The sequence below is a fragment of the Nonomuraea sp. bgisy101 genome (assembly GCF_057708945.1).
In genome coordinates this window covers 1-21,485 of sequence record NZ_JBYITD010000015.1, presented here as the reverse complement: position 1 = coordinate 21,485, position 21,485 = coordinate 1, and the positions used below count along the sequence as shown (strand labels likewise).

Genomic DNA, 21,485 nt, shown 5'->3' with positions numbered 1-21,485 from the left:
CGCCCACCGCGCCGCCACCCGAGCACCGGCGTCAACGCTCTTCGGCGACCCCGGCCGGTGGGGATGCGCGCTCCGGCCCCGCGTCGATCTCACCTGCGGGAACAGACTGCTCCTGGCCCGTGGGTGGTACGTGCCCGAGCCTGGTGATGATGAAGACCGCCGCCACGATCAGGACGCCGGCACTGGCGGTGGCGAAGACGTTCATGCCGTCGGCGAAGGAGTCCCTTGCCGCGGCGAGCAGCGAGCCGCCCAGCCGCGGGGGCAGATCCCCGACCACGGCCACCGCGTTGGCGATGTTCTCCTGCGCGGCGCTGACGGCCTCGCCCGGCAGGCCCGGAGGCGCGCCGGTCGCCAGCCGGCCGGCGTACACGGCGGCGGACACCCCGTGTGCCTGGCCCGCGCCGCGAGGCGCAGACTGGTGGTGCGGATCCTGTCACGGAAGGTTCATCCATGAACGCCGAGGCCGGCGGGAGGCTCGCCCGCGTGCTGGACAGTCCCGTCGTCGGCATGGCTCCGTGGATCATCTTCTCGCTGCTGGTCGGCCCCGGCCGGTTCGAGATGGCGGTGGCGTCGGCGCTGGCCGCCTCCGTCGTTGTCATCGTGGCGGACCGCGTCCTCCGGCGGGGCAGCTCCTGGAAATTCCTCGAGGTCTGCGAGCTGGTGTTCTTCGCCGGCCTGACGGCCGTGGGCGCGGTGGCGAGCGCGGGCACGCACCGCTGGCTGGAGACCTACGCGGGCGAGGTGGCGAACACCGCCCTGGCCGTGATCGCGTTCGGCTCCATGGCGTTCCGCAGGCCGTTCACCCTCCAGTACGCCCGTGAGCAGGTGGACCGCGCGTACTGGAACTCGCCCGCCTTCGTCCGCGCCAACTACGTGATCACCGGCGTCTGGGGCCTGGCCTTCCTGATCGCGGCGGTCGCGGGCGGCTACGGGGATCTCGTCCTGCGCGACCCGGACAACATCTGGACCGGCTGGATCATCCAGATCGCGGCGATCGTCGGGGCCCTTCGCTTCACCGGCTGGTATCCCGGCGTCGTGCGCGCCCGCGCCCGCGATCAGGAGGGCCGCTAGTCGTGAGCCGGCCGGGCGTCACGGCGGCCGGCATCGGGTACGCCGCCGAACTGCTCCTCCGGTCATGAAGGACGCTCGGCCGGGACATCCCGGCCGAGCGTCTTCACCGGCTCATGGCGACGGTCCTGGTTCGCCGGAAAGGTGAGGTCGTTCGTCCCCGATCAACCGCGGGCAGCGCTCCGCAACTGCCTGTTCGCGTCCAGCTTGCTCGGCACGGTCCCCCACCACGGAAGGTCCCGCAACGCCTCCAGCATCCGCATCCGCTCCGAACGAGCCTCGATCAGATCCGCCATCGCCTGCTCGTCGAACGCGGCCTCGCCGTTCACCACGGTCACCGACGCCGGCAGCGCCGCGGCCAGTTCCTGCACACGAGCGTCCGCGGCGTCATAGGCCCGTTGAGCTTGGATCACATCTTCGGGCAGGTCTAGGTCAGCCATGCGTCCCCCCAGATCACGGCGCGTTTAGAGCCCTGATCCTAGGACCACCCACAATCGGGGCGATACCCGCTCCACCACACAAAACGACAAAGCCCGGACCACCTCTCGACCCCGTCTCCCAGAGGCCGCATCCGATCGCGTAAGGGACGTACCTCGACCGTGGATCAGGGCCGCCGTCGCCTCTCGCGGGCGACGACCGGATGGCCGAACCCCGCCTGCCCGCGCCTCGCCCATGTTCGTCGGATGTGGAAGCCGGGGTGCCGGGCCGGCCGGCCGCGGGTGGGACCGCGGGTGGGACCGCGGCCGGGCGCAGCGGCGCTCCGGCTCGGTGCCCGGCAGATCGGCGCCGCCCACGGCAGGCGACGTGCCGTATCCGGCGCAAAGGGCGCTCCGGCATATTTTCATAGCACTGCTACAGTGAGCGTGTGAGCGGAAGATCGCCGCGCCCCGGCGGAACGGCCGGCAAGAGTCCCGACCGCGTGGACGGGCGGACGGAGCGGTCGCGCGCGACCCGAGCCCGCATCATCGCCGCGGCGACCGAACTCTTCACCACCGCCGGCTACACCGCCACGAGCATCAACTCCATCGCCGCCGAGGCAGGCGTGGGCGAGCAGACCGTCTACTACGCCTTCGGCACCAAGAAGGCCATCCTTTCCTCCGCCATCGACCTGGCCGTCGCCGGTGACGACGAGCCCGTTCCCACGCTCGAACGCTCATGGGTACGGGACGCCCTCGCCCACCCCGACCCACAGGAACAGATCCGTCGCCACGTGACCGGCGCCGGTGAGATCTACCTGCGAGCGGCGCCACTTCTGGATGTCGTGCGCAGCGCCGCCATGGCCGACTCCGACCTGGGCGAGCTCTGGGCGAACAACATTCGGCAGCGCCGCATCGTCCAGCGTGTCTTCATCGAGGCACTGGCGCGCAAGACACCTCTCCGCGACGGCATGACCGTCGACGGCGCGACCGACACCGTCCTGGCACTCCTGTCGCCCGAGACCTACAACCTGCTGGTGAACCACCAGCAGTGGGAACACGCTCGCTGGCAGGCATGGGCCGTCGACGCCCTCACCAGACTGCTCACAACGCTGCCCGACCCGGCATAGCGCTCCCGCCGGATATCCGCGGACCCGGCGCGACCGTGACCTCTGACGCCTATCCGGGCAAGCTCTCCCCCTCTGTTCTCCTTTCCTGTCGCTCACCCTCTTCCCAGAGTTGACTGTAGTGCCACTCTAAAAATATTGTCGTAGTGACACTACAAGAACATTGCCGCGGCCCGCGTCGGCGGACCCCCGACCCGGGCCTACGGCGCCGAACCACGCCGCCGCCCCTCCGTACGCGGCGGTGACAGGGATGGAAAGAAATGCGCACACGGATCAACCGACGCGAGACCCTCAAGGCAGGGGCCGTGGCCGCTGCGGCCCTGGCCGGCGCGCCGGGCTGGACCTTCCAGAACGAAGCGGACGACGGGTTGCTCATCACCGCCGACTCCATGTTCGACGGCCACCGCTTCGTGGAGAACGCCGCCGTGCTCGTCAGAAAGGGCAAGGTCGTGCGCTCCGGCCCGGCGCGCTCGGTACGCGACGCCTCCGCACGCAGGCTGGCCATGGGGTCGGCCACCATCACCCCCGGCATGATCGACCTTCACGTGCACGCCACACAGGGTCATGTGCCCTTCGACAGAATCCTGGCCCACGGAGTGACCACCATCCGCGACCTCGGCGGAGACCTGCGACCGACGCACGAAGGCCCCGGCCGCCTCCGCTACGTGGGCGCGGGACCTCTCGTCACCGTGCAGGACGGCTACCCCACCCCCGTGTGGGGAACCGGCCTGTCCGCGGTGATCAAGGGCCCGGCGTCGGCTCGCGCGACGGTGGCCAGGCTGGTCGATCAGGGGGCCGCCATCATCAAGATGGCGCTGGAACCAGGAGGCGAGGCGGGAGCGCCATGGAGCGGCGAGCACGCATCCACGCCCCCGCCATGGCCGTTGCCGTCGATCGAGGAGGCCCGCGCCGTCGTACAGGAGGCCCATCGTCGAGGACGTAAGGTCACCGCTCATGTCGGCGAGGAGCAGGGCGTGCGCATCGCGCTCGCCGCGGGCGTGGACGAGTGGGCGCACAGCCCGAGTGCCCTCGTTCCCGAAGAGCTGCTGAAGGAGGCCGCCCGCAAGGGAGTCCGCATGATCAGCACCCTCGACACCGAATCCCACACCGAAGGGGCCCTGCGCAACGCCAGGATCTTCGTCTCCCACGGCGGCCGGCTGCTCTACGGCACCGACATGGCCCACCCGGAGATCCCTCACGGATTCGATTCGCAGGAGCTCAGCCTGATGATGCATGTCGGGCTGACCCTCGAACAGGCCCTGGCGGGAGCCACCTCGCTCGCCGGCGAACAACTGGGGCTGGCACCGCTGGGCACCCTGCGTCCCGGCGCGCCCGCCGATCTGATCGTCGCGGCCGGAGACATCCGCCAGGGGCACGGCGGCGTCAAGAACCTCGAATACCCACTGCTGGTGATGACAGGAGGCCGCCTGGTGGTCACCCCGGACACCACCAGGTCACCCCAGACCCCTGCTCATTGACCGGATGACCCGGAGCCCCTCGAGGCTCCGGGTCATCGGATCACAGATAGTGGCCGCACTGGCCGAAGAAGCCGTAGTCCCAGACGTAACACCACTCCCAGACGATGTAACCGTCGTTGGGCTGCGCCTGGGCAGGGGAGGCGGTGGCACCGCCGATGAGGACAGCGGCGAGGAGGCCGAGCATGACGGCCATGATCCGTTTGCCGGCCCTGGAGAAACGCGACATCGATGACTCCTTCTCATTGTCGGTACTCGTCGGAACGCGAAAGAGTCCATCGCAGAGGAACTGTGGATCACCTGGAACCCGGTTGCGGATCAGTGGATGCCGATCACGCTTCCAGGGTGAAGGCCGAGATGGGCGCGGCCGAAGCGAGCGTGCCGGACCGGGCACGAACGCCGCGCGTCAGCACAGGGCGAGCGGGTCGATCACTCGCTCGAGGAGGGTCCGCGTCCGAGGGCTCGCTCGACGGCGATGCGGGTCAGCCAGCCCAGGCCCGCGGTGAAGAGCGGCGGCCACACGATGGGCCCGAAGGTGTAGCCGACCAGCACCCCCAACGGGATCCACACACGGTGCACCACTTGATGGGCCGGCCCTGGCGGGCGGACTCCACCCAGCCGCGCCAGGTCGGGCAGCGCGACGAACAGCAGCATGGCGGCCGTGGTCGGCAGGCCGTACTTGACGCTCTCGAAGACGGCGAACGCGGCCAGGAACAGGGCGAGCGCGCCCCAGCAGATCCTCCGCGTCCGGCCGCCGACGCCATGACGGCCGCCCACGCGCATGACAGGCGGCGACGCGTCGTCATCCGTGCGTTCGCTTGTCACGCGCACAGCGTAGACCAGCGGGCCGCGGCGGCGTGCTCATGGGGGCGCGGCCGACGCTCAGGAAGGGTCCTTCATCAGCGGAGGAGGGTACGGAGGGGGCCTCACGCGTTCTCCCTGAGATCGAGGATGTGGGCGAACGGATCCTCGTATCCGGCCCACGCGCCGGAGCCGGCCCCGGCCTCCTCCTCGGTGAGCAGGCAGGAGTCGAGCAGGGCGTGGATGCGCTCGCGATCGAGGTCCGGGCCGGTGAAGACCAGGTGCTGGACGCGGTCGCCCAGGATGTCGTTCCAGTCGAGCGAGGCGACGGCGTGGCGGGCGGGGGCGACCAGTTCCCATGCGGCCTCGGGAAGCGTGGCCAGCCAGGGGCCGGCGTCCTCCACCGAGACGACCCCGGCGACGGCGTCCCAGGCGAGCATCCGCTCGTGCCGGTTCGCCAGCCAGAACCGTCCGCGGGAACGGACCGACGCGCTGACGAGGTCGTCGACCGCCTCGTACAGGCGGGCAGGATGGAGCGGGCGCAGCCGGTGCCAGACGACCGTGGTGATCTCGCCGGTCCGGGCGTCGCAGGGCAGTTGGGCGGTCGCCGGATCGACGCGTTCGGCCAGCTCGGCGGTGCACAGCGCGGCACCTGTCACATCGGGCACGTGTCCGGCGAACACCGGTGTGAAGGGCGCCAGGTGACCGAGGACGGCACGCGTGAGGTCGTGGTCCTCCTCGTCGCCGCCGTGCAGGACCAGCCCGGTGGCGTACTCGATCTGCCGGGCCAGCACCTCGGCGAGGTAGCGCTGGTCGCCGGCCGCCGCGGCCCTGCCCGATTCGGAGAGGCGGTCGCCGCGGGAGATGTCGACGGGCATGTGCTCGGCTTCCAGAGCGGTGAGCACCGCGGTCAGGCGCAGGAGGTCGGCGGCTTCGTCGACGTCGAGGGCCTCCGCGACCGAGCGCGGCTCGACCGAGTCCCACAGGTCGGCCACCAGCAGCGAGGCGGTGCCCGCGCGCTGGATCAGCTGTGGGAGCAGGTCCTCGCGGACCGCGCAGGTGACGCAGCCGTGCGCCAGTCGAACGTCGGCCACGTCCAGTGTGCCGTGGGCGGTGCGGACCACGCGCTCGACCCGGTCGTCGGTGACGGCGCGCAGATCGTGATGGACGGCGACGGCGCCGGGGTGCGTTCGCAGCAGCCGGTCGACGGCGGCGGTGCGGGCCGAGGCGTGCAGGCCGGCGACGAGGATGACGGGGGTGGACAAGGGGTCCTCCCGGACGACGAAGGGAAACGATTGTCGCTCCATGGCATGAGACAGGAGCCTCAACCGTGCCAAGGGGCTGGCGACGGCTACGCGCGCTCCTGCGGCACCGCCATCTCGCCGAGGAGCGACCAGTCCTGCTGGGGAACGTTCGCGTTCACGATCCGCGGGGTCTCCGCCAGGTACGCGGGGAGCGTCTGCCGGGCCTTCGTGAAATGCTCGGACCGGACGTGCGCGGCCCCGGCCTCGTCGTCGCGGAAGGCCTCGACCAGGACGTACTCGCTGGGGTCCTCGATGCTGCGCGACCAGTCGAACCACAGGCAACCGGGTTCGCCGCGAGTGGCCCTGGTGAACTCATCCGTGATCTCTGGCCACCGGTCGGCATGCTCGGGCAGCACGCGGAACTTCGCGGTGATGAAGATCATTGATGCTCGCTCCTTCAGCTCGGAACCCGCCGCGGCGCGGCGGAACAAGGCTTCGGCCGCCTCGCACGCCCTTCACGCAAGAAAGGCGACGGCGCCCGCGCTCCCCCTCCTTTGATCATGTCACCCTGAGTCCGCGATGGCGACGCGACGAGCTGCGGGCCTGCGGATCGCAGGCCCGCGGTGGTCCCTGTCCCGCCGGGGAAGAACCGGCACGTCTACTCGGCGTCCAGGCGGAGGGGAACCTTCGCCTCCCCGGCCCCGCCGAATTCCGCCTCACTCATGTTCGGCTGCCTCTCCTCGTCAGTCGACGAGCGCGCCGCAGGAGATGTTCACCTGCGTGGAGGTGAGTGTGCGGGCGTGCTCCGAGGCCAGGAAGGCGGCGACCCGGCCGACGTCGGCGAGCGTCGCGGCCCGCTTGAGGAGGGTGGCGTCGACCATCTTCTGCCGGAACGGCGCCGTCTCCGGAACGTCGGGCATGCTTTCCGGGATTCCGCCGGTCCGCATCGAGATGACGCGGACGGCGTGCGGGCCGAGTTCGCAGGCCCACTGGCGGCGCATGGCCTCGACCAGGTCGAAGCCGACCTGTACGGTGCCCAGGCCGGGCGTGGAGTTGGTGGCGTCAGCGCCGCCGAAGTGCAGGATGACGCCCGAGCCCTGCTTGACCATGTGCCGGGCGGCGGCCTTGGTCGTCAGCAGGAACGAGCGCGCGAGCTTGTCCATCGCCTGGCCGAAGTCGGCGACCGGCATGTCGATCAGCGGCACGAACAGGGCGTCCTGGGAGATGAGGTTCACCGAGACGTCGACGCTGCCGGTCTGCGCCGCGATCGAGTCGACCCAGCCGTTGACGGCTGCCTCGTCCAGGGCGTCCACGACGGCCGTCTCGGCCAGTCCGCCTTCGCGGCGGATGTCCTCGACGACGGCGTCGAGCCTGCCGGGGGTACGGCCGGCGAGGAAGACTCGTGCTCCCTCCGAGGCGAACGCCCGTGCCATCGCGCCGCCGATGGCCCCGCCGCCACCGTAGATCACCGCGGTCTTGTTCTCGAGCAGCATCTCTGACTCCATCCGTCGGATTCGATGGCTCGAACCTAGGAGCGCAGGGGCAGGACCGGCATCGGCCGGATGACCGTGCCGGCGGACCCGCTGATCAGGACGGCAGGCGAGCGCGGCGCCGTACCCCGTGACGGTGGGGTGCGGGTCTCGCGGCGGGGTGCGGGTAAGTAGGTCGACTGATACGAGCTCACAGCTCGAGCTGCGTCAGCTCCATCCGCCGGGTCACGCCGATCTTCGGGTAGGCCCGGTAGAGGTGGTGCCCCACGGTGCGCGGGCTCAGGTACAGCCGCGCCGCGATCTCCCGGTTGCTGTATCCGGCCGCGGCCAGCCGCACGACCTGGAGTTCCTGCGGCGTGAGCCGCTGGAGTGGGTCATCGGCCTGGTCGCGGGCCACGGGCCGGTCGCCGAGCACGCTCAGCTCGGCGCGGGCACGCGCGGCCCACCGCGCCGCGCCGAGCCGCGCGAAGGCGTCCTCCGCCTGGACCAGGACGGCCCTGGCCTCGGAGCGGCGGCGCCGGCGGCGCAGCCACTCACCGTAGACCAGGCCGGTCCGCGCCCTCTCGTACGGCCGGCCGGGAACGAGGTCCAGGGCGGCGCGATAGTGCTCCTCGGCCTGGTCCCCTTCGCTGAGCAGCCCCTGGCAACGCAGCTCGAGGGCGCGGCCGAGGACGTTGTGCTCGGCCCACGCCGACAGCACAGGCACGTGCCGCCGAGCCAGGTCCGCATGGCCTGAGCGCACCGCGGCCTCCACGTGGTCCGGCACCGCCCGGATCAGCAGATCGTGCCGGGCGGGTCCCGAGCACACCGCTTCGAACCGGTCGAGCGCCTGCTCGCTGCGCCCGTCGGCGAGGTCGAGCAGGCCCAGGCCCCACGAGGCCAGGGCCGCGTTGGTGGGGTGCAGTGCCGCGTGTTCCAGCACCTCGCCGGCCAGCTCCTGGCATCGGGCGGCGTCGCCGCTCACCGCGGCCAGCCATACGGAGATGGCCTTCAGTACGGTCACCTGCATGTCCATGCCGATGTCGGAGGCCAGCCAGACGCCCTCGGCGACGTCGGCCCCTGCGCCGCGGAAGTCGCCGCGCAGCAGCCGTCCGATCGCCAGCGGCTCCAGCAGGTAGGGGAGCCAGCCGAGCGATCCCGCCGCCCTGACGTCGGCCGCCAGCGCCTCCAGCAGGTCCGTCGCCGCCTCGTCGTCGGCGATCAGCAGGCCCATGAATCCCGCGATGACCCGTTCGACGAAGTCCTGGACGGTTCCGGCCTGGACCGCCGTGACCAGCGCACGCATCGGCGGTACGGCAGCGGCAGGGTCGCCGTCGCTGAGCCGGCCGTAGCCGATCAGCGCCGCGACCACCGGCGTGAGCGCCGAGCCCACGGGCAGCCGCACGGTCTCCAGCAGGGCGACGCCACGCCGCAGGAGGTCGTGAGCGCAGGCGTCACGCGCCGCCCACACCGCCTCGGTCAGCATGGACACGGCCCGCTCGGGGTCGCTCCGGCTGATGAGGGTGGCGCCTTCCAGCGCCAGGGCCGCGTCGGCGGCCGGCGAGGTGCGTTCGTACGCGACCTGGGCGCGCACGTAGGCCGCCTCGGCGACGACGCCTGGCTCGTCGGTGAGGGCCGCGGCCTCGGTCGCCAGCCTGGTCGCCCAGTCCGGGCGGCCGGCGTCGTAGGCCGAGCGCGCCGCGCGGACGATCCGCTGGGCCTTGCCCCGCCGGCCGGCGCTGAGCCGGGCGGCACGCTCGTACGCCGAGGCGACGGCCACGGTCCCGCCACGGTGCCGGGCACGTTCGGCGGTACGTTCCAGCTCGCCCGCGACCTCCTCGTCGGGGCCGGTGGCGGCGGCGGCCCGATGCCAGGTGCGCCGGTCGGCGTCCGCGGCGACCGGAAGGGCCTCGGCCAGCGCTCGGTGCGCGGCGATGCGCTGGTGGTGGGGGGCGTCCTGGTAGGCGACCGCACGGATGAGCGGATGGCGGAACCTGATCTCGTCGCCTGCCGTGACGACGAGACGGGCCTCCTCGGCCGGGCCGAGGTCGGCGGGGGACGCCCCGAGAGTCTCCCCTGCCCGCAGGACCACGCCCAGTTCGGCGGCGCCGTCGGCGGCCGCCAGGAGAAGGAGCAGGCGCGTGGCCGCGGGCAGCTCCCCCAGCTGGGCTCTGAAGGCGTCCTGGACGCGGCCGGTGACCCGTAGCGGCCCTGCCTGGTCGACGAACCCGTCCCTCAGTGCGTGCGCCAGCTCGATCAGGGCCAGCGGGTTGCCGCCCGCCTCGTCCAGGAGCCTGTCGCGGACCGGGACGGTCAGCTCGGGCGCGCATTCGGCCAGCAGGTCCGTGGCGGAGGCCCGGTCCAGCCCGTCGAGCCGCATGGTCTCGATCCCGGGAGTGGGGAAGGGTTGCACGGTGTCCCGGACCGCGAAGACCATCGCGATCGGATCGTCGTGCAGCCGCCGTGCCGCGAAGAACAGCGCGTCCGAGGACGCCCTGTCCAGCCACTGGGCGTCGTCGAGCAGGCACACGAGCGGCCGCTGCGCCGCCAGGTCCGACAGCAGCGTGAGGGTGGCGGCGCCGATGAGGAACGGATCGCGCACCGGCGACTCCGCCAGGCCGAACGCCGAGCGCATCGCCGCCGCCTGCTGGTCCGGTAATCCCTCCAGCCGGTCCGCGAACGGGTGCAGCAGCAGGTGCAGGCCGCTGAACGGAAGCTCGGCCTCGGACTCGATGCCGAGTGCCCGTAACACCCTCATCTCCCCTGCGGCCGAGGCGAGGTCCTCGAGCAGCGTGGACTTGCCGATCCCCGCCTCGCCCCGCACCACCAGCGCCCCGCTGCGGCCGTCCCTGGCGTCCGCGAGCATCCGCTCCAGGCGGTTGCGCTCCGGGCCTCGACCTTTCAGCATGAGGGCACAGTAGCGAGGTGACGGCTTCCCGGTCAGCGCCCCGCCTCGCCGGAACGCCACGTCGCCTGGACCGCGCGGCCTCGCGCTACTTCGCCTGGACCACCGGCGGGCCCTCGCTCGCCTGGACCAGCACGAATCCCTGCCCGTGGAAGGCGAGCTGCATGGCCTCGCCGCTGCCGCGGCCGATCAGTGCTCCGGCCTTCATCGTACGGTTGACGCCCACGTTCAGGTCGGCGCTCCAGCACACGGCGGACTGACCGTCGGCGAAGGTCGGCATCTGCGCGGTGTCGAGGAGCACGGGAGTGCCGTGGGCGGTGACCGCGACCCAGCCGGTGCCCTTGACCGTCATGTTGAACAGCCCGCCTGCGGCGACGCCCGCCCCCTGCACGCGCTTGATGTCCCAGGTGAGCGAGGCGTCGAAGGCCAGGAGGTTGCGGCCGTTGACGGTGAGGGCGTCGTTCTCGAGGTAGAACAGATGGATGTCGTCGGCGTTGTCGGCCAGGAACAGCAGGCCCTGACCCCTGACGCGCATGAGCGGCGCGCCCTCGCCGGTCACCATCTTCTTGAACAGCTTCCCGACCCCGCCCGCCCCCTCGTAGTCGAAGTCCATCTGGCCCTGGAAGGCGACCATCGAGCCCTGCCTGGCGAGCACGTCGTGGGGCAGCTGAACGCGCAGCATCTTGGCATTCTGCAGGGCGAAGTTGGCGGGTACCTGGGTGTCCAGGTTTCCGAAGAGCGCGCTGCGCATGAGGGCCCCTTTCGGCGGATGTGGTCGACAAGGGTGATGACGAACGGGCCGGGGCCCGGGTTCCTGACGGGCAGGCGTCATTCTCGGCCTTACCCTCGAAGGCCTCCCGGCCACCCTGCTGTGGCACGACGCCGCCGCCGGGATCGACGCCCCGGGGCGCCGTCCGAGTACGGCGGCGACCGAAGCGGACGGCCGGTCGTGATCACCAGCTCGTGCGCCTGCTCATCCGGCGGAAGGGCCCGTACGGCGGCCGCCTCGGGGCGACGGACGGCGGCCGTGCCCAACGCCACGGTGCGGCGGGGGCGCGTACGGCCGGCCGCGCGGACCGCACCAGGTCCAGGTCGACGCCGGTCGCGGCGTGCAGCACGCGCCGGTGATGCTCGTCCAGCTCGGCCAGGGCCGGATGGCCGTCATGCTCGTCCAGCAGGAACCTGGCGGACGGCATGGCGGCGGCGAGCTCATGCCACGTCCGGACCACGGCGTCCCGCATGTCCTTCGGCGACTCCTCGAGCAGGGCGTCGAGACGGGCGTCGAAGGACCGGTACCAGCGGCGCTGAACGTCGCACAGGAACTCCGCGAATCCACCGAACTCGGCGACGACTTCCCCCGCCAGTCCGGACGGAACCTCCGGCCTACCTGTCGCGGCGATGTCGTCCAGGACGGCATGGACCAGTTGATGGCGGCGGCGCACCCGATCCCACGACATCGTCTCACCTACTCCGTGTCGGTCACATACACAGTGTATGTCGTATGCTCAACGCATGTCATCTGTCAAGCGCCGGCGCGAGCAGTACGCGGAGGCGACCAGGTCCGCCCTCCTCGAAGCGGCCAGACGTCGCTTCGCCGAGCACGGCTTCGCCGGGACGGCGCTTGAGGACGTCGCGGCCGACATCCAGGCCAGCCGTGGCGCGGTCTATCACCACTTCGCGAACAAGACCGCGCTGTTCGAGGCGGTGGTCGAGGCGCTGGAGACCGACATGATCCACCAGGTCATCGAGTCCAGCGCGCAGGCGGCCGACCCCTGGCAGGCGGCGATGGCGGCCACCGAGCGGTTCCTCGACCATTGCTGCGAGCCGGACTACGGGCGTGTGGTCTGGCAGGAGGCGCCCATCGCGATGGGGTGGCGGCGCTGGAAGGAATGCGAAGAGAAGTACGCGTACGGGCTGATCGAGCACCTCGTCAGGGCGCTCGTGGACAGCGGAGATCTGCCGCCGCTGCCCGTCGAGCCGATGACCCGCATCACCTTCCACATCCTCGGCGCCGCGGGGATGGCGCTCGCCGAAGCGCCCGAAGCGGACAAGCGCCGGGTCAGGGACGAGTACTCCCAGGCGATTCGACAACTGCTCAGCGGCGTCCGCATGGCGGGGGCGAAGGGCACGGCCTCCGCCCCATGACCGCCGGGCGCACGGTTGGGGAGCCGGCCCGGTAACCGGACGAATCCGGCCCCCGTCCTCGAGAGAGTCCGGTCCTCCAGTACCAAGAAAGGACAGGACGGTGTCCCGGTATGTGATAGCTCGGCCAGGTGGGCCGACGACCGGGAAGAACTTCGCCAGGACTGTCACAGGCCGGAGGGTCGCCCTGTCTTCGCTGGTGACGGGACGGCGACCACACCCCGAGGACAGGAAGGTTCGTCATGGAGATCGTGGTGGTCGGCGGCACCGGCCCGGCCCCACCATCACCGATTCGTCACGGAGGTACGTCCATGCCAGGCACCGATCCGACCGGAAACGAGCAGAAGCCCAGGTCGACCGCGTGGCAGACGGCGCTCACACTGCTGCAGGAGGCCGAACCGCCCTTCATCCCGGCGGGCGCGCACGTGATGACCGTGGTCATCGAGTTCCCGCCCGGCGATCCGGGCACGCCGCCGCACCGGCACTCAGGCCCGGCGTTCGGCTACGTGGTGGAAGGCGAGATGCTGCTGGAGCTGGAAGGCGAGCCGGAGCGGGTCGTCCGCGCAGGTGAGGCGTTCTGGGAGCCGGGCGGCGACGTCATCCACTACCAGGACGGCAACAACCGCGACGACGTCCCGCTCCGGTTCACCGTCACCATGCTGTGCGAACCCGGCCAGCCGATGCTCACCCTCGTGGACGACGAGGAGCTCGCCCAGCGCCGAGAGCGCCGGGCCCCTCGGCCGTCCGATGCGGAGCCACCACGCTGACACCCGGCCCCCTCCACGCACCGGCACGCCGGAGGCGCGCCCGGGCCGCATCCCGGTCGGCGGCCAGGGGCGTGCGCGGACCGCGCACCGGATCTCCAGGATCACGGCAAGCCATGAATCGGGCATTAACCCGCCCCGGCGATGCTGTGCCTATCGTGAACAGGGGCGAGTCCAGTGACCTGCGACGACAGGTGACAAGAACGGGGTGGATCGCGATGCCTGATGGCAGCATCGACGCGGCGGAGCTGAAGCGGCGTCTGGGCCGGGTGGGGGTCTGGGCGAGCACGCTGAGCGGGGCGCCGGCCTCGTTCGAGCGGGAGGCCGCCGCCGAGATGGAGGGCCTGGGTTTCGGGACGCTGTGGGTCGGTGAGAGTCCGAAGGGCAAGGAGGCGCTGGCCCATGCGGCGATCCTGCTGGGCGCGACACAACAGCTGATGATCGCTACCGGTATCGCCAACATCTGGGCCCGCGACCCCGTCGCCGCCACGAACGGGGCCAACGCTCTCGAGGAGGCGTTCGACGGCCGGTTCGTGTTCGGCCTGGGCGTGAGCCACGCGCCCACCGTGTCGGCGAGAGGCCACGACTACCGCAGACCGGTGTCGGCGATGCGCGCCTACCTGGACGCCATGGACGCCACGGAGTACGAGGGCCCGCTGCCGGAACCGGCTCCGCGGATGCTGGCCGCCCTGCGACCGAGGATGCTGGAACTGGCCGGGCAACGCACCCACGGCGCACACCCCTATTTCGTCACCGTCGAGCACACGGCGCGAGCGCGCGCCGTTCTCGGCCCCGATCGTGTGCTGGCGCCGGAGCAGACGGTCGTGCTCGACACCGACCCGGATCGGGCGCGGCAGACCGCCCGCCGTTTCATGTCGCTCTACCTCGGCCTGCCGAACTACACCAACAACCTGCGCGATCTGGGCTGGGATGACCGGCACCTCGCCGACGGCGGCAGCGATGAGCTGGTCGATGCCATCGTGGCGTGGGGTGACCCCGAGACGATCATCGAGCGGGTTCGAGGCCATCTCGACGCGGGCGCGGACCATGTCTGCGTCCAGGCCCTCGCCGACACCCCCGAGCGCATGCTGGAGGACCTGCGCACCCTGGCCCGCAGCGACGTCGTCTCCAGCTGACCCCAGGGGTCAGGCTCCGAGGATCACGAGCACCGGCAGGATGACGGCCATGACCGCCACCACGAGGACGACGACTATCTCGAGCAGACTGACCTGACACGCGAAGCGTTGGGGGCCCAGCCTCGACTCGACCGCGCCCAGCGCGCCGAACCGGCGCGCGAGGGCCCGGTCCCGCCGCATCAACCCCTTCTCGATCTCGACCAGCATCTGGTGCTCTCGTCTGGTGAGTTCCATGAGCGACCTCCGGATCAGGTGACCCGTTCGGGCTTCACGGTTGGCCTCTCTCCACGCCTGCCCTGTCGTGGGCTTGGGGGCCGATGGCCACTTGCGGGTAGTGCAGGTCGAAGGCGGGCCGTTCGGACCGGATGGCGGGAATTCTCTTGAAGTTGTGCCGGGGTGGCGGGCAGGAGGTGGCCCACTCGAGGGAGTTGCCGAACCCCCAGGGGTCGTCCGCGGTGACCCGGGGCGCCCGTCGAGCGGCCCACCAGACGTTGTAGAGGAACGGCAGCGTCGAGGCGCCGAGCAGGAACGCGCCCGCCGAGGAGATCTGGTGGAGCGTGGTGAAACCGTCGGCGGCGCTGTAGTCCGCATACCGTCGCGGCATGCCGATCGCCCCCAGCCAGTGCTGGACGAGGAACGTGGTGTGGAAGCCGATGAACAGCGTCCAGAAGTGCCACTTGCCGAGTCGCTCGTTCAGCATACGGCCGGTCATTTTCGGCCACCAGAAGTAGAAGCCGGCGAACATGGCGAACACGACGGTGCCGAACACCACGTAGTGGAAGTGCGCGACGACGAAGTAGCTGTCGGTGACCTGGAAGTCCAGCGGCGGCGAGCCCAGGATGACCCCGGTCAGCCCGCCGAGCAGGAACGTGAGAAGGAACCCGACCGCGAACAGCATGGGCGTCTCGAAGCTCAGGTGCCCCCGCCACATGGTGCCGATCCAGTTGAAGAACTTCACGCCGGTGGGCACGGCGATGAGGAAGGTCATGAACGAGAAGAACGGCAGCAGCACCTGGCCGGTCGGGAACATGTGGTGCGCCCACACGGCCATCGACAGCCCGGAGATGGCGATCGTCGCCCCGACCAGCCCGACGTAGCCGAAGACCGGTTTCCTGCTGAAGACAGGAAGGACCTCGGTGATGATGCCGAAGAACGGCAGCGCGATGATGTAGACCTCGGGGTGGCCGAAGAACCAGAACAGGTGCTGCCACAGCAGCGGCCCGCCGTTGGCAGGGTCGTAGACGTGGGTGCCGAACTTGCGGTCGGCCTCCAGCGCGAGCAGCGCGGCGGCCAGCACGGGGAAGGCCATCAGCACGAGCATGCTGGTCAGCAGCACGTTCCAGGTGAAGATCGGCATCCTGAACATCGTCATGCCCGGCGCGCGCATGCAGATGATCGTGGTGAAGAAGTTGACCGAACCGAGGATCGTGCCGAGCCCCGACAGCGCCAGGCCCATGATCCACAGGTCGCCGCCAGGAGTCGGGCTGTAGGTGACGTCCGACAGCGGCGTGTAGGCGAACCACCCGAAGTCGGCGGCGCCTCCGGTGACGACGAATCCGCTGAAGGCGATCAGGCCGCCGAACAGGAACAGCCAGAGGCTGACCGCGTTCAGGCGGGGGAAGGCGACGTCGGGCGCGCCGATCTGGAGCGGCATGATGACGTTGGCGAACCCGGCGAAAAGGGGGGTGGCGAACAGCAGCATCATGATCGTGCCGTGCATCGTGAACAGTTGGTTGTACTGGTGGGCGGTGACCAGTTGCAGCCCCGGTTGGACGAGCTCGCCACGGATGATCAGTGCCATCACACCGGCCAGGGCGAAGAAGATGAACGAGGCGATCAGGTACATGTAGCCGATGACCTTGTGATCGGTCGTCGACAGCCAGTTGGCGATCACCTCTCCCTTGCGCCGACGCGCGGCCGGAGCGAGTGGTGATGTGAGGGGCTCGTCTTCGGGTGGCTTGTGAATGGTCATCGGACACTCCCCCTCCGCCACCGTGGCGGGTGTCATGACTGCCGGATGAGTACGGCCTGCCCTCCCCCGGCGCAGGCCACATGGACCGCTTTACCCCCGTCTAGCAGGCCATATGCGTTATGGTCGAAATGTCCGCCGAGCCGACAACGCGCCGAGTGCTGGACCGACGCGCCGTCGCCGTAACGGATCCGGCGCGACCACACGTCGAAGGTCCGGGGAGACGAAAGCCCGCGCTCATCCCGTGAGCGGGCTTTCCGCGCAGAGCCCGGCTCGCAGCCTGCCGAGTATGTCGCGCAGCATGCGGGAGACGTGCATCTGCGAGATGCCGCACTCCGCAGCGATCTCCTCCTGGGTCAGGTTGCCGTAGAAGCGCAGGAGCAGGATGGTCCGCTCGCGGGGCGGCAGGGCGTCGATGAGCGGTTTGACGGCCTGCGTGTCGATCAACACCTCGAGCGAGTCGTCCCGGTCGGGGATGAGGTCGCCGAGGCAGGTGTCCTCGTCGCCGGTGAGGGGCGCGTCGAGGGAGAAGGTGCTGTAGGCGGTCGCGGCGTCGAGGGTGAGCAGGACGTCCTCCTCCGACAGCCGCATCTTGGCGGCCAGCTCGGCCACGGTGGGCGAGCGCTGCAGGGTCTGACTCAGGTCGGCGATGAGCCGGTTGAGTTCCGAGCGGCGCTCCTGGTAGACGCGCGGCACCCTGATGGCCCAGGTACGGTCACGGAAATGCCGTTTGACCTCACCCATCATGGTGATGACCGCATATCCCCCGAAGTCGTGGCCGAGGCCGGCGTTGTAGCCGTTGATGGCCTTCATCAGGCCGACGTAGGCGGCCTGGACAAGATCCTCCAAGGGTTCGCCGCGGTTACGGTAGCGGCGAGCGATCTTCATGGCCAGCCGGCTGTGCATGCGCACGATGTGTTCACGCAGCCGCTCCCGGCGGAGCGGGGATGTCTCCGGGTGCGCCATGGCAGCCAGGAGTTCTTCGGCGGTCATGTCTTCGAACGTGGTGTCCTGGACGACCATCTCTGATCCTTAGCTTGCAGGCGGCCGCCGCGCGGGACATTTCAGCCGGTAGCACGCCTGATCCGACGCGAAGGCCGCTGCTGGACCTCACCTGCCACATTCCCCTTCGGCGGAGTTATTCCACCTTTTATGGCGATAAGTCACTTTCTCTGGGGGTGCCCATTCCTGCCGCCGGGACCGGGCACGGCGTCACCTTCGGCCCTTGCCCCGGCCGCTCGTCGTCGGCCGCGCCGTGCAGCCTCGGGAACGGCTCGCCTTCCTCCTCGGTGACGTACGCGCGGATCCGGTAGGCGCCCGTACGATCTGCGCTAGATCGGCGACCGGTCGCGCAGATGATCTTCTTCGACGATGAAGCGGGTCAGGTCGACGCGGGAGCTGACATCCAGCTTCCTGAAGATCTGGCGCAGGTGGAACGCGACGGTATGCATGCTGATGAACATCTGGTCAGCGGCCTGGCGGTTGGTCAGCCCCTGCGCGACGAGGCGGGCGACGGCGCGCTGCGTGTCGGTCAGGCTCGCCCATCCGAGCGTCGCGCCCCCGCCTCGCGTCCAGTGCCGGTGCCGTACGCCCAGCCTGCGCAGCCGGCGACGCACCCGCGCGCTGTCTCGGACCGCTCCCGTCGCCTCGTACTCGGCGAGCGCCTTGTTGAAGCTGCTGATCGCCTGGTCGCACTCGCCTGTCAGCGCGAGTGCCGCCCCGAGATCCTCTCTGGCCGACGCCCGCGCGTAGGCGTCCGCGGCGTGGGCGACGGCGACGCCCAGGGCCGCCATGTCGCCGTCGAGCAGGCCGCGGGCGTGAGCCGCCGCGGCCACCACGACGGCGAAGTCCGGGTTGTCGTCGGCCAGCGCGTTGATCGCCGCGGTGAACGTCTCGGCCCGCGCCCGATCGCCCTCGCTCAACGCCAGCCGGACCAGCCACGCCGCGATGCTCGGATCGACGATGAGGACGGAGCGGCGCCGCTCGATCATGGGGCGGAGTTCGGCGATCAGCGCCATGGCCCGGCGTGGACGTCCCAGCGCCTCAGCGACCTGCGCGGCGAGCAGGAGGCAGCGTACCCGCCCGTGTGCCGCGGCGTAGGGGGACAGTTCCGCGCGCTCACCCTCCACGAGGGCCGCCGCCGCCTGCAGATCTCCGCGGCGCAACGCGGCCGCTCCGAGCACCGCCATGCCCAGTGACGTGAACAGATGGGTGCCCAGCGCGTCGGCGACGACCAGACCCGCTTCCGCCGCCGACACCACCGCGGCCAGGCGGTGTCCGGCCAGCTCGCAACGGGCGCGCAGAAGCGCGGGGCCCGCCGCCCAGGCGGTGTGCCCGAGCGCCTCCACCTCCTCGCGCGCCGCGCGCACTTCTGTCTCCGCCTCGTCCAGGCAGCCGGCGTCGAGGAGCATCGACACCAGAGCCAGCCCCGGATGGGTACGGCGCGCCGCCATCGACCCTTCGCCCGCCCGCCGTACGGCCTCGCGAGCCAGGCGGATCCCGTCGTCGAGCCTGCCCTCGTTCCAGCTCGCGACCGACATGACGGTCAAGGCGGCGACCACGACGGCGTCGGCGTGGCCGTCCACGTCTTCGAGGATCGACGCGGCCTGCCGTACGGCGGGCTCGATGTCCTCCTGTTCGGCAGAAGCCTGGAGCAGCACCAGCCTGGCCTGGTCCCGTACGGCGTCGGGCAGGTCGGGTGTCGCCAGTGCCTTCTCGGCCTCGGTCACCGCGTGCGCCGTCTCGCCTGCGAGGAGGCTCGCGGCCGACAGCGCGCAGCGCAAGCGGGCGGCGTCCGCCGGGGAGGGGTCCCGGTCCAGGGCCTCGGTGATCAGCTCGACGGCCTCCGTCAGCCGCCCGGCCTCCGTCATGGCCCGGGCGACGTCGAGTGTGAGGGTGTGGCGACTCGCAGAGTCACCGGTGAGCAGCTTCATGGCGCGCCCGCCGGCGGCGGCCGCGGCCTCCGGGGTCTCGGCGCGGAGTTCGTCCACCACCTGGCCCAGCCGGGCGAGGGTGCTCCTGCCGGGATCCTGGGCGTCGACCCGCAGATGAGCGGCCTCCATGGCGGAGCCGCGGCGGTCCAGGAGGATCCCGCCGATCTGGTGGTGCAGGGCTTGGCGTAGTGGTGGAGGCAGTCCGTCGACGACGGCTTTCCTCACGAGATCGTGCCGGAAGAAGAGGAAGTCGGGGGCGTCGGCGAGGACGTCGGCGACCATGGCCTCCTGCAGGGCGGGCAGGATTGCGGCCGGCGTCCTGCCGAGAACCTCTGCGACGTCCTCGGGCAGGAAGGAGCCTCCGAGCACGGCGGCGGTCTCGACCACCTGGCGCGCCTGGCCGCTCAGTCGTTCGAGGCGCCGCCCCACGGCCCGTTTGAGCCGTTGCGGAAGTCGCTCAGAGATCAGCCGGGACTGCCCGCCCGCGACGTGGACCACGCCCTCGTCGCACAGCCCGGCCAGGAGCTCGGTCAGAAGGAGAGGATTGCCTTCGGCTCCCGCCACCAGCTCCATCACCTCACGACCGGGAGGCGCGGGAAGGAAGTCGGCGACCAGCGCGGCCACGGCGTCGGTGGGCAGCGGGCCGAGCTCGATCCGCGTGGCGCCCTCCGCCTCCATGAGGGCGAACAGCTGCTCGGCCTCCGCTCCGCGGAAGTCGGTGTTCCTGGCGAGCAACCAGACGAGAGGGTGGGCGGACAGCTGCGGCTGAAGGGTCCTCAGCGCCATGAGGGTGGCGGGGTCGGCCCAGTGGAGGTCGTCGAGGACCACGGCCACGGGGTGGACGGACGCCAACACTTCGGCTCGGCCCCGCAACCGCTCGAGGAGCACGACCGGCCTGTCCATGGCATTCGTCAACGACTCGTTGAACGCCGACAGCAGCGGCGCCATCGGAACGAGCCGGCCGAGCATCTCGGCCCGGCCCACGGCGAGCGAGAATCCAAACGCGGAGGCCGTGTCGGCGGCCTCGGCCAGAAGGGCGCTCTTGCCCGCGCCTGAGGTCCCGTCGAGGAGGAGCACCCCACCGGCTCCCGGCCTCGCCGCTCGGAAGAGTCCAAGAACAGCGCGCCATTCGCGCTCACGTCCACGCATCCGTCACTCCGAAGAGCGTCCCCCCTGCGGATAACGAAACGACTGCGAGCAGCATATGCGCACCGCTCGCACAACCCCCATCCAGGTAGTCCCCGTCGGCGAACCCCCATATCGCCCCTAAGGACTACCCGAATTGAGGATGTCAAGTCAGCCGTCCGGAGCAAGCCTCGAAGGTGTGGGCCCTATTCGTCAGAAGGAGGTCCGGCAATGGGACTGCTTCAGAACCGCAGAGGCGACCAAGGCCCCTGCCGCGTCTCGCTGCCTCGCGCGTTCGAGGACCGCGAGGCCCAGGCACATCAAGATCTCGGGATGAGCGATGGCCGCATCATCTGACTCGGTGGTCGCGAGCTACGTGCCCGTGGCCGGCTATGACAGCTACCTCGAAGCCCAGAAGGCGGTCGACCGCCTGTCCGACGAGCGCTTTCCCGTGCAGGAGGTCGCCATCGTCGGCAGCGGCCTCAAGCTGATGGAGAAGGTGCTCGGACGCATGACCGCCCTCAAGGCGGCCGGGCTCGGAGCACTGTCCGGCGCCTGGTTCGGCCTGCTGGTCGGGTTGTTCTTCGCGATCTTCGCGGTGAGGGTCTCACTGCTCGCCCTGATCGTCTGGGGCCTGATCTGGGGGGCGATCGCCGGCGCCGTGTTCGGCTTCATCTCGCACCTGTTCACCGGCGGACACAGGGACTTCGTCGCCAGCAGCCAGCTGATCGCTGACAGGTACGAGGTGCTCGTCGCCCCGGCACACGCCGAACGCGCGCGGGAGCTGCTCCAGATCCGCCCGATCTAGAAGACAACGAGGGGACACTCCGATGGCCAAGGCAGTCGGCATCGATCTCGGTACGACGAACTCAGTGATCGCCGCGATGGAGGGCGGGCAACCCACCGTCATA

At 70.5% G+C, this 21,485-nt stretch carries 22 protein-coding genes; 8 read left to right on the top strand and 14 right to left on the bottom strand.

Annotated features, from left to right (window positions below; all coding sequences use genetic code 11):
- Window positions 1-31: 31 nt before the first annotated feature.
- Complete coding sequence (locus AC3EO4_RS26985) at window positions 32-382, bottom strand: hypothetical protein (protein ID WP_379575753.1); 351 nt, start codon at window positions 380-382, stop codon at window positions 32-34.
- 68 nt (window positions 383-450) lie between these two features.
- Between AC3EO4_RS26985 and AC3EO4_RS26980 the strand changes: the two genes are divergently transcribed.
- Window positions 451-1,071 (top strand): DUF3159 domain-containing protein, encoded by a 621-nt coding sequence (locus tag AC3EO4_RS26980; RefSeq protein WP_379575752.1) that lies wholly within the window; start codon window positions 451-453, stop codon window positions 1,069-1,071.
- 161 nt (window positions 1,072-1,232) lie between these two features.
- Here AC3EO4_RS26980 and AC3EO4_RS26975 read toward each other — a convergent pair whose 3' ends face one another.
- Window positions 1,233-1,508, bottom strand: a complete 276-nt coding sequence (locus tag AC3EO4_RS26975) for a hypothetical protein (protein WP_379575751.1) — start codon at window positions 1,506-1,508, stop codon at window positions 1,233-1,235.
- A gap of 425 nt (window positions 1,509-1,933) precedes the next feature.
- Between AC3EO4_RS26975 and AC3EO4_RS26970 the strand changes: the two genes are divergently transcribed.
- Both AC3EO4_RS26970 and AC3EO4_RS26965 read left to right on the top strand, forming a co-directional pair.
- Window positions 1,934-2,614 carry a TetR/AcrR family transcriptional regulator gene (locus AC3EO4_RS26970; protein WP_379575750.1) on the top strand — a complete coding sequence of 227 codons (681 nt, stop codon included), beginning with the start codon at window positions 1,934-1,936 and terminating at the stop codon, window positions 2,612-2,614.
- A 257-nt stretch (window positions 2,615-2,871) separates the two neighbouring features.
- The gene (locus AC3EO4_RS26965) at window positions 2,872-4,089 is read left to right on the top strand and encodes an amidohydrolase family protein (protein WP_379575749.1); all 1,218 of its coding nucleotides are present in this window, start codon (window positions 2,872-2,874) and stop codon (window positions 4,087-4,089) included.
- 40 nt (window positions 4,090-4,129) lie between these two features.
- Here AC3EO4_RS26965 and AC3EO4_RS26960 read toward each other — a convergent pair whose 3' ends face one another.
- From AC3EO4_RS26960 to AC3EO4_RS26925, 8 genes are all read right to left on the bottom strand, one after another.
- Entirely contained in the window at window positions 4,130-4,315 is a 186-nt protein-coding gene (locus AC3EO4_RS26960) for a hypothetical protein (RefSeq protein WP_379575748.1), read from the bottom strand.
- 200 nt (window positions 4,316-4,515) lie between these two features.
- The gene (locus AC3EO4_RS26955) at window positions 4,516-4,911 is read right to left on the bottom strand and encodes a hypothetical protein (RefSeq protein WP_379575747.1); all 396 of its coding nucleotides are present in this window, start codon (window positions 4,909-4,911) and stop codon (window positions 4,516-4,518) included.
- Window positions 4,912-5,012: 101 nt separating this feature from the next.
- Window positions 5,013-6,152: a CobW family GTP-binding protein gene (locus AC3EO4_RS26950; protein ID WP_379575746.1), complete on the bottom strand. Its 1,140-nt coding sequence runs from the start codon at window positions 6,150-6,152 to the stop codon at window positions 5,013-5,015.
- A gap of 86 nt (window positions 6,153-6,238) precedes the next feature.
- Entirely contained in the window at window positions 6,239-6,574 is a 336-nt protein-coding gene (locus AC3EO4_RS26945) for a putative quinol monooxygenase (protein WP_379575745.1), read from the bottom strand.
- 300 nt (window positions 6,575-6,874) lie between these two features.
- A complete protein-coding gene (locus AC3EO4_RS26940) occupies window positions 6,875-7,624 on the bottom strand; it encodes an SDR family NAD(P)-dependent oxidoreductase (RefSeq protein WP_431898418.1) in 750 nt (249 codons plus the stop codon).
- Window positions 7,625-7,811: 187 nt separating this feature from the next.
- Complete coding sequence (locus AC3EO4_RS26935; protein ID WP_431898417.1) at window positions 7,812-10,508, bottom strand: AAA family ATPase; 2,697 nt, start codon at window positions 10,506-10,508, stop codon at window positions 7,812-7,814.
- 85 nt (window positions 10,509-10,593) lie between these two features.
- Window positions 10,594-11,256, bottom strand: coding sequence for an AIM24 family protein (locus AC3EO4_RS26930; protein WP_379575742.1), 663 nt, complete (start codon window positions 11,254-11,256; stop codon window positions 10,594-10,596).
- Window positions 11,257-11,458: 202 nt separating this feature from the next.
- Window positions 11,459-11,962, bottom strand: a complete 504-nt coding sequence (locus AC3EO4_RS26925) for a hypothetical protein (protein WP_431898416.1) — start codon at window positions 11,960-11,962, stop codon at window positions 11,459-11,461.
- Window positions 11,963-12,017: 55 nt separating this feature from the next.
- On the opposite strand from AC3EO4_RS26925, the gene AC3EO4_RS26920 reads away from it, so the two are divergent.
- From AC3EO4_RS26920 to AC3EO4_RS26910, 3 genes are all read left to right on the top strand, one after another.
- Window positions 12,018-12,650, top strand: a complete 633-nt coding sequence (locus AC3EO4_RS26920) for a TetR/AcrR family transcriptional regulator (RefSeq protein WP_379575740.1) — start codon at window positions 12,018-12,020, stop codon at window positions 12,648-12,650.
- A gap of 308 nt (window positions 12,651-12,958) precedes the next feature.
- Window positions 12,959-13,414, top strand: a complete 456-nt coding sequence (locus tag AC3EO4_RS26915; protein ID WP_431898415.1) for a cupin domain-containing protein — start codon at window positions 12,959-12,961, stop codon at window positions 13,412-13,414.
- Between the two features lie 215 nt (window positions 13,415-13,629).
- On the top strand, window positions 13,630-14,547 hold the full coding sequence (locus AC3EO4_RS26910; protein WP_431898414.1) for an LLM class F420-dependent oxidoreductase: 918 nt from the start codon (window positions 13,630-13,632) through the stop codon (window positions 14,545-14,547).
- Window positions 14,548-14,556: 9 nt separating this feature from the next.
- Here AC3EO4_RS26910 and AC3EO4_RS26905 read toward each other — a convergent pair whose 3' ends face one another.
- The 4 genes from AC3EO4_RS26905 to AC3EO4_RS26890 form a co-directional block, all read right to left on the bottom strand.
- The gene (locus AC3EO4_RS26905) at window positions 14,557-14,781 is read right to left on the bottom strand and encodes a DUF3040 domain-containing protein (RefSeq protein WP_431898413.1); all 225 of its coding nucleotides are present in this window, start codon (window positions 14,779-14,781) and stop codon (window positions 14,557-14,559) included.
- Between the two features lie 34 nt (window positions 14,782-14,815).
- Window positions 14,816-16,519 (bottom strand): aa3-type cytochrome oxidase subunit I, encoded by a 1,704-nt coding sequence (ctaD, locus tag AC3EO4_RS26900; RefSeq protein ID WP_379575736.1) that lies wholly within the window; start codon window positions 16,517-16,519, stop codon window positions 14,816-14,818.
- 234 nt (window positions 16,520-16,753) lie between these two features.
- Entirely contained in the window at window positions 16,754-17,539 is a 786-nt protein-coding gene (locus tag AC3EO4_RS26895) for a SigB/SigF/SigG family RNA polymerase sigma factor (protein ID WP_379575735.1), read from the bottom strand.
- A 308-nt stretch (window positions 17,540-17,847) separates the two neighbouring features.
- Window positions 17,848-20,598, bottom strand: a complete 2,751-nt coding sequence (locus AC3EO4_RS26890) for a helix-turn-helix transcriptional regulator (RefSeq protein WP_431898412.1) — start codon at window positions 20,596-20,598, stop codon at window positions 17,848-17,850.
- 316 nt (window positions 20,599-20,914) lie between these two features.
- On the opposite strand from AC3EO4_RS26890, the gene AC3EO4_RS26885 reads away from it, so the two are divergent.
- Entirely contained in the window at window positions 20,915-21,382 is a 468-nt protein-coding gene (locus tag AC3EO4_RS26885; RefSeq protein WP_379575733.1) for a YflT domain-containing protein, read from the top strand.
- A gap of 22 nt (window positions 21,383-21,404) precedes the next feature.
- Window positions 21,405-21,485, top strand: an 81-nt coding sequence (locus AC3EO4_RS26880) for an Hsp70 family protein (protein WP_431898559.1), incomplete at its 3' end; no start/stop codon positions are given.